Origin of the sequence: Clostridium cadaveris, from assembly GCF_020911725.1 — a bacterium.
Lineage (GTDB): Bacteria > Bacillota > Clostridia > Clostridiales > Clostridiaceae > Clostridium_X > Clostridium_X cadaveris.
Map to the genome: position 1 here is coordinate 2,590,715 of NZ_CP076620.1, position 14,104 is coordinate 2,604,818.

Annotated in this window: 13 protein-coding genes and 1 other annotated feature; of the genes, 4 read left to right on the forward strand and 9 right to left on the reverse strand. The window is 31.5% G+C overall.

Annotated elements, in window-relative coordinates; genetic code table 11:
• The first annotated feature begins 108 nt into the window (after positions 1-108).
• A complete protein-coding gene (locus KQH81_RS12370) occupies positions 109-1,467 on the forward strand; it encodes an MATE family efflux transporter (protein ID WP_230028344.1) in 1,359 nt (452 codons plus the stop codon).
• Here the strand turns inward: KQH81_RS12370 and KQH81_RS12375 are convergent.
• Entirely contained in the window at positions 1,446-1,727 is a 282-nt protein-coding gene (locus tag KQH81_RS12375) for a ChbG/HpnK family deacetylase (RefSeq protein WP_178311471.1), read from the reverse strand. The genes KQH81_RS12370 and KQH81_RS12375 overlap by 22 nt on opposite strands.
• A complete protein-coding gene (locus tag KQH81_RS12380) occupies positions 1,700-1,843 on the reverse strand; it encodes a hypothetical protein (RefSeq protein ID WP_178311473.1) in 144 nt (47 codons plus the stop codon). Before KQH81_RS12380 ends, KQH81_RS12375 begins: the two co-directional genes overlap by 28 nt.
• Positions 1,844-2,109: 266 nt before the next feature.
• Here KQH81_RS12380 and KQH81_RS12385 point away from each other — a divergent pair, with 266 nt between their 5' ends.
• Both KQH81_RS12385 and KQH81_RS12390 read left to right on the forward strand, forming a co-directional pair.
• Complete coding sequence (locus KQH81_RS12385; RefSeq protein ID WP_027639633.1) at positions 2,110-2,439, forward strand: PadR family transcriptional regulator; 330 nt, start codon at positions 2,110-2,112, stop codon at positions 2,437-2,439.
• Entirely contained in the window at positions 2,440-3,417 is a 978-nt protein-coding gene (locus KQH81_RS12390; RefSeq protein ID WP_230028345.1) for a permease prefix domain 1-containing protein, read from the forward strand. It abuts the gene before it with no gap.
• Between the two features lie 46 nt (positions 3,418-3,463).
• Here the strand turns inward: KQH81_RS12390 and KQH81_RS12395 are convergent, their stop codons facing one another.
• From KQH81_RS12395 to KQH81_RS12405, 3 genes are all read right to left on the reverse strand, one after another.
• On the reverse strand, positions 3,464-4,267 hold the full coding sequence (locus KQH81_RS12395) for an ABC transporter permease (RefSeq protein ID WP_230029285.1): 804 nt from the start codon (positions 4,265-4,267) through the stop codon (positions 3,464-3,466).
• 26 nt (positions 4,268-4,293) lie between these two features.
• Positions 4,294-5,244 carry an ABC transporter permease gene (locus tag KQH81_RS12400; protein WP_027639174.1) on the reverse strand — a complete coding sequence of 317 codons (951 nt, stop codon included), beginning with the start codon at positions 5,242-5,244 and terminating at the stop codon, positions 4,294-4,296.
• Between the two features lie 127 nt (positions 5,245-5,371).
• A complete protein-coding gene (locus tag KQH81_RS12405) occupies positions 5,372-6,937 on the reverse strand; it encodes an ABC transporter substrate-binding protein (RefSeq protein WP_027639175.1) in 1,566 nt (521 codons plus the stop codon).
• A gap of 332 nt (positions 6,938-7,269) precedes the next feature.
• Positions 7,270-7,514, forward strand: a binding site (T-box leader).
• A 119-nt stretch (positions 7,515-7,633) separates the two neighbouring features.
• Here KQH81_RS12405 and brnQ point away from each other — a divergent pair.
• Positions 7,634-8,971, forward strand: coding sequence for a branched-chain amino acid transport system II carrier protein (gene brnQ, locus KQH81_RS12410; protein ID WP_230028346.1), 1,338 nt, complete (start codon positions 7,634-7,636; stop codon positions 8,969-8,971).
• Positions 8,972-9,040: 69 nt separating this feature from the next.
• On the opposite strand, the gene KQH81_RS12415 is transcribed toward brnQ, so the two are convergent.
• The 4 genes from KQH81_RS12415 to KQH81_RS12430 form a co-directional block, all read right to left on the reverse strand.
• On the reverse strand, positions 9,041-10,252 hold the full coding sequence (locus tag KQH81_RS12415; protein WP_230028347.1) for a dicarboxylate/amino acid:cation symporter: 1,212 nt from the start codon (positions 10,250-10,252) through the stop codon (positions 9,041-9,043).
• A 187-nt stretch (positions 10,253-10,439) separates the two neighbouring features.
• Positions 10,440-12,311, reverse strand: a complete 1,872-nt coding sequence (locus KQH81_RS12420; protein ID WP_230028348.1) for a PTS fructose transporter subunit IIABC — start codon at positions 12,309-12,311, stop codon at positions 10,440-10,442.
• A gap of 17 nt (positions 12,312-12,328) precedes the next feature.
• Entirely contained in the window at positions 12,329-13,234 is a 906-nt protein-coding gene (gene pfkB, locus KQH81_RS12425) for a 1-phosphofructokinase (RefSeq protein ID WP_230028350.1), read from the reverse strand.
• A complete protein-coding gene (locus KQH81_RS12430; protein ID WP_027639180.1) occupies positions 13,231-13,992 on the reverse strand; it encodes a DeoR/GlpR family DNA-binding transcription regulator in 762 nt (253 codons plus the stop codon). Before KQH81_RS12430 ends, pfkB begins: the two co-directional genes overlap by 4 nt.
• Between the last annotated feature and the right edge of the window lie 112 nt (positions 13,993-14,104).

A 14,104-nucleotide genomic window follows, 5' to 3' on the forward strand; every position in this document is an offset into this window, starting at 1 on the left:
TAATAGAAACTTTTTTCATAAAGTGTTAAGATATAATATAAGATTTCTTGTTTATAAGAAATCTTATTTTACATCAAAGTAACTACTAAATTGGGGGGATTTTAAATAATGAAAACAAATTCAGAAACTAAGGGCCTCATGACCGAAGGTTCTATTTTAAAGCAGCTTATGAACTTTGCTCTTCCGCTTCTTTTAGGAAATCTATTTCAACAGCTTTATAATACTGTGGACTCTGTTATTGTAGGAAACTATGTAGGAAGTAATGCTCTTGCCTCTGTCAACTCATCCACTCCTATAATTAATCTTCTAGTCAGCTTTTTCATGGGAATTTCTGTTGGTGCTGGTGTTGTTATATCTCAATATTATGGTGCTAGAAATAAAGAAAGGCTTCATGATGCAGTTCACTCTACCATGGCTTTAGCTGTTGTTGGATCAATCATCCTTACTCTAATCGGTGTTATATGTTCCCCTCTTATATTAAGACTTATGGGAACACCTGAAGACATCATGCCTGAATCTATTTTATATCTTCAGATATATTTCGGAGGAATTATCGGAATCATACTTTACAATATGGGTAGTGGAATCCTTCGTGCCATTGGTGATTCTAAAACTCCTCTTTATTTTCTAATAGTTTCATCAGCAGTTAATATAGTTCTTGACTTAGTATTTGTTATAAACTTTAATATGGGTGTTGCTGGCGTTGCATTAGCTACTCTTATTGCTCAATGTATAAGCGCAGCTTTAACTATGTATGTGCTTATGAAAGGGAAAAAAGAGTATGGTGTTATTCTAAAAGATATAAAATTTCATAAAGCCCAAGTTTTAAAAATTGTAAAAATAGGACTTCCTAGTGGAGTCCAAAATGCCATAGTTTCCTTCTCTAACGTGGTAGTGCAAAGCAATATCAACAGCTTTGGAACTTTGGCTATGGCAGGTTGCGGCTCTTATACCAAGGTTGATGGCTTTGCAATATTGCCTGTTATGAGTTTTTCTATGGCTTTAACAACATTTACCGGTCAAAATATAGGTGCTGAAAAGTATGATCGTGTAAAAGAAGGAACTAAGATTGGAATAATTTTAAGTACAGTAATAACTTTTACTATTTCTGCTATCCTTCTTATATTTGCACCTAATATACTTAGAATTTTTTCAGATAATAAAGATGTAATTTATTATGGAACATTAATGCTAAAAGCTCTTGCTCCATTCTATATATTCTTAGCACTGTCTCATGCCATATCAGGAGTTTTAAGAGGTGCCGGTTTAACCTCTATTCCTATGATAATAATGGTCTGTTGTTGGTGCTTTATGCGTATGGCATGGATTCTATCTCTTGTTCCAATCTTCAATGATATACGTATAGTATTCCTAGGGTATCCTATAACATGGTTTACAAGTGCTCTTCTTTTATTTATCTATTATAAAAAAGCAAACTGGATTCATTACGCTAAAAACAAAAGATAAAACCTTAAAGGGTATACATCTATATCATAATTTCTAAAAGGATTATCCTTTTCTAAAGCAAGTTTAACTGATAATTTTCTCATTTCTGGAACTTTATCTGTACTAAAAAGATGTGAATCCAAATGTGATGACTTCCTGACCATAAGCTCTAGAAATTTATCATACTGTGCTCTTATTTCTTTTTCTAAATCTTCTTCACAGTATGTATATCCTTGTGGAAGGTTATTTGGCTTTATGAACTTCCCATCTTCCCCAACCAAAGACTTGCCTTTGTAAGAGGTTTGCCTAATGATATATTTAGGTCTAATCCTATAGCTAAAGTCCCAACCTCTTTACTTAACTCCGCACCATGAATAGTTCCTGGCATATTCATCATAAGTGTAGTAGTTTAACTTCCAGAATAAGTTTTGATATAGTGCTCGATTTATTGTTTGAAGAATATTGTAAGCTTCTAAATATCGACAACACTATTGAATGAGCATAACCTTAAACATTAAAATAAATCATAACATTAAAAAGATCGGTTGAACGGTCTTTTTTATTTTTAGAAAATTTTTCCCAAAAGTACTTTACCTGTCGTAGTAAAAATGATATTATTAAATTACTACGACAGATAAAGTAAAAAGAGAAAGGAGCTTAATCTTGATCAGCAGTGATGTTATTAGAGGCTACAACGACACAATTATATTGAGTCTTCTTTTGGAGAATGACTCTTATGGATACGAAATTTCTAAAAATATAAGGCTTATAACAAACGACCTTTATATAATTAAAGAAACAACTTTATACTCTGCATTTAATAGACTTGAAAAAAACGGATATATAGTTTCTTATGCTGGCAACGAAACCTTTGGGAAAAAGAGAACTTATTACAAAATCACTCCTGAGGGAAAAGAATATTACGAAGCTAAATGTGAAGAATGGAAAATAACTAAAGATGTTATCAATAAATTTATTAAGGAGATGAACTAAATGGAAGCTATCAAAACTTACATTGAAAATATGTTTTCTACCCTGCCACACACAGAAGAAATCGAAAGATTAAAAGAAGAACTTTTATCTAATATGGAAGAAAAATATTTAGAGTTAAAAGATGAAGGTAAGAGTGAAAATGAAGCTATTGGTATTGTAATTTCTGAATTTGGTAATATAGATGAGCTTCTAAATGAATTATATATCGAAATTCCTGAGGAACGTGCTGAAAATACTTTGTCAAAAAACACAATACTTCAATATTTAGAAGATAAAAAGAGAACTTCTTTTCTTATCAGCATAGGTGTATCTCTTTGCATAATAGGCGGAGCAATGCTTATCCTTACAAACCAGCTGATTGAATCAGAAATTATTTTAAGAGGATTTTCTGAAAGAGTCACAGACATTGTCCCTTTAATGCCTTTATTTATATTAATACTACCTGCTATAGCACTATTTATATATTCTGGGCAGATAATGGAAAAATATAATGCTATTGAAAAAGGTGATTTCTCTATTACTTCAGACTCAAAAATTTATCTTGAAAACAAACTAAAAGAGAATCATTCTAAGTTCACAGCCTTTACAATAACTGGTGTTTCTCTATGTATAGCCTCACCTTTTTGTATATTTCTAGGCTCTGCCATAAGTGATGAAGCATCTACTTACGGATTAGTTGCTTTAATGTTCATCATAACTGTTGCAGTATATATTTTCATAAACTCCAGTTCTCTTCAAGACCCTTACAAAAAACTTCTACAACTAGGTGAATACAATATGGTTCAAATAAAAAATAATAAAGTTATAGGTGCTGTAGCTGCCGTTGTATGGCCTATAGCTGTATGTATCTTTCTATTGCTAGGATTTATTTTTGGCCTTTGGCGTATTTCTTGGGTAGTATTTCCTATAACAGGAATTCTCTTTGGAGGTTTTGCTGCCTTTTACAATGCTACTCATAATGAATCCAAAAATGATTAATAAAAATAAGAGTATGTGTTTTTTGTACATACTCTTATTTTTCTATTTATCTTACTTTTCTAGGATGAGTAACATCTCTCATAAAATCTCCAATTACATTAAATGACAAGACTGTCATGAGTATCAATAATCCTGGAAACACAGCAAGATATGGCATATCTAAAATATATCCTTGAGCATTTTGAAGCATACTTCCCCAAGATGCATTAGGTGCTTGTATTCCTAATCCTAAGAAACTTAAAGATGATTCCATAAGTATTGAGTTTGCAACATTTATAGTTGCAGCTACAATAACACTTGGCATCACATTTGGAATTATGTGATTAAATATTATTTTCCTAGATCTTATACCTTGTGAAACTGCACATACTACATACTCACGTTCCTTTACTGATAAGGTTTCTCCTCTTATAATCCTTGCAACTCCCATCCAGCTAAATAGTGCTATAATAACTATTATTGTACCTACTCCTGGTTTCAAATAGACATTTAGTGTTAATATTATAAAAAAGCTTGGTATACTCATAAGCACATCTATAGTTCTCATTATAAATGTATCTATCCATCCTCCAAAATATCCACTTATTGTTCCTATAAGTGTCCCTAATATAGTTGATATAATCATTGAACTAAATCCAACCATTAATGATACTCGTCCGCCATATAATGCTCTAGTAAAATAATCTCTTCCCATATCATCTGTTCCAAATGGATGCCTTAGACTAGGAGTCTTTAATTTATTGGCTACATCAATAGCATTAGGATCATATGGTGATGCAAAAGCTAAAATACTAATTATTACAAGAATAATTAAAATAACTATGCTTGCCAATACTAATTTATTTTTCATTACCTTTTTTTTAAGATTACTGTACACTATGACACCACCTTTATTCTAGGGTCAACCATACCATAAAGTATGTCTGATATAAGGTTGCCAACTATAAGAAATAAAGAAGACATAAGTGTTATAGCCATTATTACAGGATAATCAAATCCAAATATAGCTTGAATGCCCAGTCTTCCCATGCCTGGCCATCCAAATATAGTTTCTGTTATAAAAGCTCCAGAAATCAATCCAGGCAGTGACATACCTAATATAGTTATTACGGGAAGCAATGAATTCTTTAATATGTGCTTTCCAAATACAACTTTCTCTGATAGTCCCTTACCCCTAGCAGTTCTAACATAATCTTCATATTTTTCATCAATTATATTACTTCTTATATATCTAGAGATAACGGCGAAGTCTTGAAAACTTAAGACCATAGCAGGCATTATAGTATGTATAAGCACATCAAATAATGAATTTTTTCCTATGCTATGCATACCTATACTAGGAAGTATGTTAAGCTTAACTGAAAAAACTACTATAAGCATCATAGCAAACCAAAATGATGGGATAGAAATTCCTATATAACTCACTACACTAACTATTTTATCTATCCACTTATTTTCATAATATCCGCTTAACAAACCAAATATTATCCCAAATATGAGAGCTACCATTATTGATATTCCCATAAGCAGAAGTGTATTGCCAATTCTTTCTGTAACCTTATCTTTAACAGGTCTGAAATCTACCGTTGAATAACCCAAATCCCCTTTTATAGTTTTTGAAAGCCAAGCTCCGTATTGGACATATATAGGTTTATCAAGTCCTAATTCAGTTCTAAGATTATCTAAATCCTCTTTATGCATTTGTGGAGTAGCATATGCCATAACTGGATCTCCTGGAGCAAGTTTTATTATTCCAAACGATATTATAGATACTATTAATAACATAGGTATCGTACCTAAGATTCTTTTTAATATATACTTTGACATAAAACATCTCCTTTTAATATCAAAGCTCCTTGTAGGCGTCACAAGGAGCTTTGTAATAAACTTAATTCTTAGCTTCAAGTAAAATTTAATTTTCCTAAAGGCTTATAAGTTTTTATCTATCAAAATTTTATTCAGTTAAATAAAGTTTTGATAAATCTTTAAACATAAAGATTGGCGCTGGCTTTGCTTCTTTTACTCCACCTATCTTCTTGTCAATTGCTATTATTGATTGAGAATATGTTATAGGATATATTGGAAGATCTTCTGATAAAGTTTGTTGAATTTCTTTATATAGTTCTTTCCTCTTATCCTTATCTGTTTCTCCATTAGCAGCTTCCCATTTTTTATCTAAATCTTTATTTACATAGTTAGATATGTTATTTTCTGCACCTGTTTCAAACATTGATCTATATGCATTTGGTTCATTACCCATAACATATGCATTTATTGCCATATCAAAGTCTTTTTTACCTTCTGTAAAAAGCTTTTGTATAAATGCATTTCTCTCCATTGGTACGATTTGAAGATCTATTCCTATATCTTTTAATCTTTCCTGCATAACTAATGCAGTAGCTTCATCTGACTTTTTACCATTTGTAAAAATTATATTTAACGTTATATCTTTCATTCCTGATTGAGCTATAAGTTCTTTAGCTTTTTCTACATTCTTTTCATATTTATTAACATCATCTGTATAGTATAAAGTGGTTGGTACTAAATCTGAATATGCTTTTAGTGCATATTTTTCATCAATATACCCTGCTTTTATAATTTCATCTTTATCTAGTGCATATGCTATAGCTTGTCTAACTTCTTTTTTTGCTAAAGCTGGACTATCAAAATTCATGATAGCATTCACTAACATTCCCTCATCATAAGTCTCTATAGTAGCTTTATCTTGGAATTTGTCTATATCTCTTGGGTCAACATATTTTGCTGATATTTCTCCATTTAAAAATGCTGAAGTAGATGAGTTAGCATCAGCTATTATTCTGTACACTACAGTGTCTATATGAGGTTTTCCACCAAAATAGTCTTCATTTTTTACTAATGTAACACTTTCACCTTTTTTATGTTCTTTAAACTTATATGGACCACTTCCTATTGGATTTTCATTTTTTGTACTTGTAGCTATATCAGTTTCCCCTTGAAATATATGTTTTGGTATAGGTGAGAAACTAGCTAATGCAGATTCAAAATTCATCATAACTCTTGGCATTTTAAATTCAACAGTTAAGTCATCAACCTTTTTATATTCCACAGGTTTTCCATCTACTAAAAGATCTCCTCTTAATAGAGATTTTTGACTTTTATCTAATATTTTATCTAAAGTGAACACTATATCATCTGCTGTTAATGCCTCTCCATCATGCCATTTTAAATCCTTTTTTAATTTTAAAGTGTAAGTTAAAAAATCTTCTGATGGTGTAAAGCTTTCAGCTAAGTAATATTGCTTTTCACCATTTTCTATATCGAATAATGGTGAGTATACTGCGTTATTTATGGTCATAGTAACTCTATCATTACCGTACATTGGATTTAATACTCTTGGATCTCCCCCAGCGGCAAATACTATGGTTCCACCTTCTTTTATTTTTCCTGTATCACTTGCATCATTACTTTTTTCCCCACAAGCAGTAAGCAAAACCATACATGAAGCAATGACAATAGGTAATATCTTTTTCATTTTCATATTACAATTCCCCCTCATTCTGTTTTTCATCTGTCCATGTGGAATTATATCAAGTAATAATGTATTAATCCAATTCATAATATCGATAGATTTTTATTTATCTATAAAATTTTTCTAATTTATATATTTGAATATTTTATTTTGTATTTATTTTATGTTTATAAAGTTTTCTATCTATATTTTGTAATTTATTAGATTAATTATTGTAACTTCAATATTTTACAATTTATGTATTCTCCTATAATGTACTTTTCATTCCTAATTTATCAATATTTTTTATTTATTGTTGACAAGTTTTAAAAAACATGATATAAATTTATACAAAGCAATAATTAAATTCTAAGACGAGAAAAAGTAAGGTATAATTTTTGTTCTACAGAGAATTGGGGTATGCTGAGAACCAATGTGCAATGTGTATCTGAAAATCATCTCCGAGAAGCAAGTCTGAAAATCAGTAAGACTTGATGGTTGTCCTACATTATAAGGAACACGTATGATAGTACGTTGATGAGTGTCGTTAAAATGCATCTATTTTAACGGAATTAAGGTGGTAACGCGAGTATAACTCGTCCTTTTGTGATAAGGACGAGTTTTTTTATTTGCTAAATTTTACACAGAGAGGTGGTGGTGTTTTGGAAAGTGACATAGGTATTTGTGGTCCAATTAATATTTATATGATAACTAGGAGGAATTCAAATGGAAAAATTATCAAAGAAAGATTTATTATTAATAAGCTTAATGTTATTCTCAATGTTTTTTGGTGCAGGAAACCTTATATTTCCACCACTGCTTGGCCAGCTTTCTGGTACAAATTTAGTATTTTCTTTAGGTGGCTTTTTGATTTCTGCAGTAGGTCTTCCAATCTTAGCTGTAGCAACCGTAGCTAAAGCTAATGGACTTCAGTCTGTAGCAGGACGTGTCAATAAAACTTTCGCACTAGTATTTACAATATTAATATATTTATCTATAGGTCCTTTTTTAGGAATCCCGCGTGCCGGAAGCCTTGCTTTTGAAATGGGCATCAAACCATTTTTACCTGCATCTCTTCATTCAAGTGCTATGCCGCTTTTAGTATACACATTATGCTATTTTGCATTAGCTTTTTGGTTGAGTCTTAAACCATCAAAACTTGTTGACCGATTAGGTAAAGTTCTTACTCCTTGTATCTTAATACTTATAACTTTAATCTTGGTTGGAAATATATTAAAACCTATAGGTTCATTTTCTGCTCCAACAGCCTCTTACTCAAATAGCCCAGTGTTAAAAGGTTTCTTGGATGGATATATGACAATGGATGCTATTGCAGCTCTTAATTTTGGTATAGTTATAGCTTTTGCTTTAAAAGAAAAAGGAGTAAATAGTGAAAAAGGTCTTATAAGTAATACTATAAAGGCAGGAGTAATTGCAGGTTTAGTATTAACTATAATATACATAGTTTTATCTTATCTCGGAGCTTCAGCTCAAGGATCACTAGGTCCTGTTGAAAATGGTGCTCAAAGTCTTACAAACATTGTTTTATATCTATTTGGTTCAAAGGGAATTGTACTACTTGGCGTTATATTTTCATTAGCATGCTTAAGTACCTCTGTTGGACTTATAACCTCTTGCAGCAAATACTTTACAACTATACTTCCTAAAGTTAGCTACAAAACATGTATAAGTGTATTATGTCTATCCAGTATGCTATTTGCTAATGTTGGCTTAAATAAAATATTAGAATTCTCACTTCCTATACTTAACGTCATATATCCAATGGCAATAGTTCTTATACTTTTACCATTTGCTCATAACCTATTTAAAGGATATAAACAAGTATATCAATTTTGTATGCTGTTTACTTCAGTATTTAGTGTATTGTCAGGATTAGAAGGATTCGGATTAAAGTTCTCTTTTCTTCAAGCAATTCCTTTGGCAAGTGAAGGTCTTGTATGGGTTATCCCTTCCGTCTTAGGTGCTGTATTAGGTTTCGTTATAGGATCTATTAAAGATAAAAATTCAAAAGCAGAGACTTTATTAGAAGAAAAGGTAAGTTAATATATTTTGCTAAAAAAGCTGTGATTGTTATGTAAAAATATCAATCACAGCTTTTTTAAAGAATTCATTTTATACAGCTTCAGTTATATCATCATATTCTGTTTCTTCAGTTTTAGAATTTGATTTCCTATTTATAATATACTCTATAATTATTGCAATAGCCCCATCCCCAGTTATATTTGTTGCCGTTCCAAAACTATCTTGAGCAGCATGCAATGCTATCATTATAGGTTTCTCAATTCCACCAAATCCAAACATTGATTCTAATAGACCAAGAGCTGACATTACCCCGCCGCCAGGTACTCCTGGTGCAGCAATCATAGTTATTCCTAACATAAATATAAATGGCATCATCATTGAAAATGTAGGTATATTACCGTTCATATACATGACAGCCATAGATGTCAGTACTAATGTTATCGTATCTCCTGATAGGTGTATTGTTGCACATAATGGTATAACAAAATCTGCCACCTTATCTTGAACATCATTATCTTTTGTGCATGCTAATGTTACAGGTATTGTAGCTGCCGATGATTGTGTTCCTACTGCTGTTAGATATGCAGGCATCATATTTTTTATAAGTGCTATTGGATTCTTTTTCTTTATTATTCCTGCAATACTATACTGAATTAAAAGATAAATTATTTGTAATGAAAATAATATTAAATACACAATCCCAAATGACTTTAATGTATTAAAGATCTCTCCGCTAAAACTTAGTTTTGCAAATACACATCCTATATAAATTGGCACTAATGGTATTAATACCTTTGTAACTACCATTAAAACTACTGAACTAAAATCCTCCATAGATTTTAAAAGAGTGCTATTTTTAATTTTTGATAATCCAATACCAAGAAGAAATGCAAGTACTAACGCTGACATAACTCCTATAATAGGAGGCATATCTACTGAAAAATATGGTTCTATAGCCTGTCCACCATTGCTTAATAAAATGTTTTCTTTTATCAACTTAGGCAACAATGTTTGTCCAGATGCCCATGCTAAAAAGCCTGCTATTATTGTAGATATGTAGGCTATTATTGTTGTAATCAATAATCCCTTCCCTGATTTTCCACCTAATGAAGCTATTCCTGGAACTATAAATCCTATAATTATAAGAGGAATGATAAAAGATAAAAAATTACCGAAAAGTCCGCTTAAGGTAGCTAATATTCTTATAGGAAATACTATATCTAAGTTTTTACATATTATTCCTAGAAATACACCTATTATCAGGCAAATAAATATCCGAGCTATTAATGATACTTTCTTCATAAAAAAATTCCTCATTTCGTGTATTTTTATAGAGTACATTTGTATTTGTAATAAATACACTATACTGTCTTTTATGAAATTTGTCAAATTTTTATTTTTCATTTATTCTAAGATATAAAAATGAGAGGATACATCTGTATTTCAAATGTATCCTCTCATAAATCAAATATATTCAATTAGTATATTTTTATTTTCTAGTTTTTCCTTTTAGAACTGCTAGTGTGATCATTCCTATAACTGATCCTGCTGCTAAAGCTATTATATATCCCAAAGGATTGCTTATAACAGGAATTACAAATAATCCACCATGAGGTGCTCTTAATGCACATCCAAAGAACATTGACATAGCTCCAGCTACTGCTGAACCAAGTACACATGCTGGTATAACTCTAAGTGGATCTGCTGCCGCAAATGGTATAGCTCCCTCTGTTATAAAAGATAATCCCATTATATAATTAGTTATTCCTGATTTTCTTTCATTTTCTGTAAATTTACTCTTAAAGAATGTTGTACATAATGCAATTGCTAAAGGAGGTACCATACCGCCTATCATAACAGCTGCCATAAATTCATATTGTCCGCTAGCTAGTGATGCTGTTCCAAATACATAAGCTGCTTTATTTATTGGGCCTCCCATGTCTACTGCCATCATTCCTCCTAAGACTGCTCCAAGCAGTATTTTACTGCTTTCTCCCATTCCATTTAGGAAGTTTGTAATTCCAGTATTAGCTGCTGCAACTGGTGGGTTAACAATAAATACTATTATGGCACCTATAGCAAGAATTCCAAGGAAAGGATAAAGTAAAACAGGCTTTAATCCTTCCAAGCTGTCTGGTAAATATCCAAAAATCTTCTTTAATCCTAAAACTAAATATCCAGCTATAAAACCAGCAAGTAAAGCTCCTAAAAATCCTGAACCTCCAAAATTGGCTAAAGCTCCGCCAACAAATCCGACTGCAAGTGCAGGCCTATCGGCAATACTCATAGCGATATATCCAGCAAGTACTGGCAACATGAATCCAAATGCTTGGTCTCCAACAGTCTTTAAAAATGCTGCAAATGGAGTATTACTTCCAAATTTGCTTGGATCTATGCTGTAATCATCAAATAAAAATGCTAGAGCTATAAGTATTCCTCCACCTATAACGAATGGAAGCATATGAGAAACTCCATTCATAAGATATTTATATATTTGTCTTCCTATACTTTCATTTTCTTCTGACTCTTCAGCATGATGTGATCCATCTGCATGATGATAAACTGGTGCATCACCATTGACTGATCTTTCAATAAGCTCTTCTGCCTTATGGATTCCATTAGCAACTCTTGTTTGTATTACCTTTTTACCATCAAATCTTGCCATCTCTACATTTTTATCGGCTGCTACTATTATACATTGCGCATTTTCAATTTCTTCTTTAGTAAGCACATTCTTTGCTCCACCAGAGCCATTAGTCTCAACTTTTATTGTTACACCCATCTCTTTTGCCTTATTCTCAAGACTTTCAGCTGCCATAAACGTATGAGCTATTCCTGTAGGGCAGGCTGTTACAGCTAATACTTGATAACCTTCTTTAGACTTAACTTCCTCTTTATTTAATTTTTCATTTTCTTTTTCATCTATTAGTCTTAAAAATTCCTCTGTTGAAGAAGCATTAACTAACATATTTTTAAAATCAACGTCCATAAGCATTGTTGATAATCTTGCTAAAACATCAAGGTGAGTATTATCTGCTCCATCTGTTGCAGCAATCATAAAGAAAAGATTTGCTGGTTCTCCATCCAATGAATCGTAATCTATTCCATCTTTTAAAATCATGGCACTTAGACCTGATTTTTTAACTGCTGAAGTTTTGGCATGAGGTATTGCAATTCCATCCCCAATTCCTGTAGTACTTAATTCTTCTCTCTGAAGTACTGCCTTCTTATATTCTTCTTTATTATTAAGATTGCCTGAATTATCCATAAGATCCACTAATTTATTTATAGCTTCATCTTTTCTTTTAATTTCAGGATTTATGGCTATTGAATTAGCATTTAATAAGTCTCTTATCTTCATATTTTGCTGCTCCTTTATTATATTATTTCATTTAATAGTTCATTTACTTTTTCTTTTGTTGCTAACCCCTTTGAAAATGCACTAGCACTTCCTGTTGCAATTCCCGCTTTAAAAGCTTTTTCAAAATCATTATTTTCCAAATATCCAGCTAGAAATCCTCCAACCATTGAGTCTCCTGCCCCAACTGAATTTACTAGTTTACCTTTTGGAACATCGCTCTTTAACACCGTACCATCTTCAGTTACCATTATAGCTCCATCTCCAGCCATAGAAATGAGAACATTTCTTGCTCCCATATCTTGCAGCTTTTTAGCGTAATCTATAATTTCATCATGAGATTTAAGTTCTATACCAAATAATTCTCCAAGTTCGTGATGATTTGGCTTTATTAAAAACGGCTTATACTTTAAAACATTTAAAAGAAGCTTGCCTGTTGCATCTACTATTGTTTTAACGTTCTTTTCCTCTACCATTGCCATTATTCTCTCATAAATATCCTTTGGTATCGTAGATGGAATACTTCCTGCTAGAACTAAGATATCGCCTTCTTTAAGTGTTTTAATCTTTTGAAACATATTTTCTAAATCTTCATCACTTATTCTAGGACCCTGCCCGTTTATCTCAGATTCTTTATTTGATTTCAGTTTAACATTAATCCTAGATATACCCTCTGTTAACTTTATAAAATCTGTATCACAGCCTAGTTCTCTTACTCTTCTCTCTATTTCATCACCAGTAAATCCAGCAATAAATCCAAGAGTTTTATTTTTAACTCCTAAATTATTTAAAACTATAGAAACATTTATACCCTTACCTCCAGCATAAATTTCCTCATAGCAGCTTCTATTAACAGCTCCATCTTTAAAGTCTTTAACCTCTACAATGTAATCTAAAGCTGGATTAAATGTTATTGTGTAAATCATCTTATTACCACCTCTAATATTTTTGTATCTGCTTTTACTAGTTCTTTATATTTATTATCTACATTTGATGTGATTATTGCTGCATCTTTTATATCTGCAAAAGTTACACAACTAACTTCATTAAATTTTGAATCATCAGCTAATATGTAAGCCTCTCTTGCTTTCTTTAATGCTGTTTCCTTTACAAGAGCTTCCTTTATTTCTGGAGTAGTGAATCCATTTTCTAAGCACACTCCATTAGTACCAAAGAATCCTTTGGTAAAATTATATTTTTTAAGACAGTTCACAGCTTCAATTCCTATAATAGCTTGTGTTAATATTTTTACTTCTCCTGCCAAAATATATACGGTAAAGCCTCTTGAAACTAATCTGCTTGCATGGTTTATTCCATTAGTAACATATACTGCATTTTTCTCTTCAATAAAATCCACCATAAGTTCCGTGGTTGTTCCTGCATCAATATAAACAAAATCATTAGCTTTTATTAGACTTGCTGCCTTTCTTGCTATTGATATTTTTTCCTCAGTATGAAGATTTTTTCTAACCTCTATTTCATCATCTTTCGTATGGATATTTTTTTTAATAGAAGTTGCTCCACCATGAACTTTATTAAGCTTTCCTTGATTATGAAGAAAGTTAAGATCTCTTCTTATAGTTGATTCTGACGTGTCCAGCATTTCCACTAAAGTGCTCACATGAACCACTGAGTGTTTTTTCAATTCATTCAAAATCAATTCATGTCTTTCTTCTGTTAACATTTACACCACTTCCTCAATTTCATAATACTCCATTTTAAATCCAAAATCAAGCATAATAATTCAAAAACAATCATTTTCATTCATTCTTATAAAATAAAAATCCATGGTCTTA

Coding starts and splice junctions, on each gene's coding strand:
- KQH81_RS12415 (WP_230028347.1), bottom strand. CDS start 10,252: ATGAAGAAAGTATCATTAATAGCTCGGATATTTATTTGCCTGATAATA.
- KQH81_RS12405 (WP_027639175.1), bottom strand. CDS start 6,937: ATGAAAATGAAAAAGATATTACCTATTGTCATTGCTTCATGTATGGTT.
- KQH81_RS12420 (WP_230028348.1), bottom strand. CDS start 12,311: ATGAAGATAAGAGACTTATTAAATGCTAATTCAATAGCCATAAATCCT.
- KQH81_RS12390 (WP_230028345.1), top strand. CDS start 2,440: ATGGAAGCTATCAAAACTTACATTGAAAATATGTTTTCTACCCTGCCA.
- KQH81_RS12400 (WP_027639174.1), bottom strand. CDS start 5,244: ATGTCAAAGTATATATTAAAAAGAATCTTAGGTACGATACCTATGTTA.
- KQH81_RS12430 (WP_027639180.1), bottom strand. CDS start 13,992: ATGTTAACAGAAGAAAGACATGAATTGATTTTGAATGAATTGAAAAAA.
- KQH81_RS12370 (WP_230028344.1), top strand. CDS start 109: ATGAAAACAAATTCAGAAACTAAGGGCCTCATGACCGAAGGTTCTATT.
- pfkB (WP_230028350.1), bottom strand. CDS start 13,234: ATGATTTACACAATAACATTTAATCCAGCTTTAGATTACATTGTAGAG.
- KQH81_RS12395 (WP_230029285.1), bottom strand. CDS start 4,267: ATGAAAAATAAATTAGTATTGGCAAGCATAGTTATTTTAATTATTCTT.
- KQH81_RS12380 (WP_178311473.1), bottom strand. CDS start 1,843: ATGATGAATATGCCAGGAACTATTCATGGTGCGGAGTTAAGTAAAGAG.
- brnQ (WP_230028346.1), top strand. CDS start 7,634: ATGGAAAAATTATCAAAGAAAGATTTATTATTAATAAGCTTAATGTTA.